Source organism: Erwinia sp. PME.40.26/001, from assembly GCF_055556675.1.
Genome location: NZ_JBVHNP010000401.1, coordinates 1 through 240, shown reverse-complemented (window position 1 = coordinate 240; position 240 = coordinate 1). Strand labels below are relative to the sequence as shown.

At 65.4% G+C, this 240-nt stretch carries 1 protein-coding gene; it reads right to left on the bottom strand.

Going from position 1 to position 240, the window contains the following annotated elements; genetic code table 11:
- A partial coding sequence (locus ACZ3HG_RS24715) for an Arm DNA-binding domain-containing protein (RefSeq protein WP_465335164.1) occupies window positions 1-240 on the bottom strand: 240 nt, incomplete at both ends.

Genomic DNA, 240 nt, shown 5'->3' with positions numbered 1-240 from the left:
CCGCTTCGAACGAGTTGGCCGCCGCGATCTCGGCGGCTCGTCTTGCGTCCTTCTTCGCTTCGCCCGGATCGATGCCGGCCGCGATCTGCTCGCGTGCTTCGTCGCGCTTCTTCCGTGCCGTCGCAAGCGTGACGGCCGGATAGACGCCGAGGGCGAGCGTCTTCTGCTTGCCAAGGAAGCGGTAGGACAACCGCCAGTACTTCGCGCCGTTCGGTTGGACGAGCAAGAACATCCCGTTGC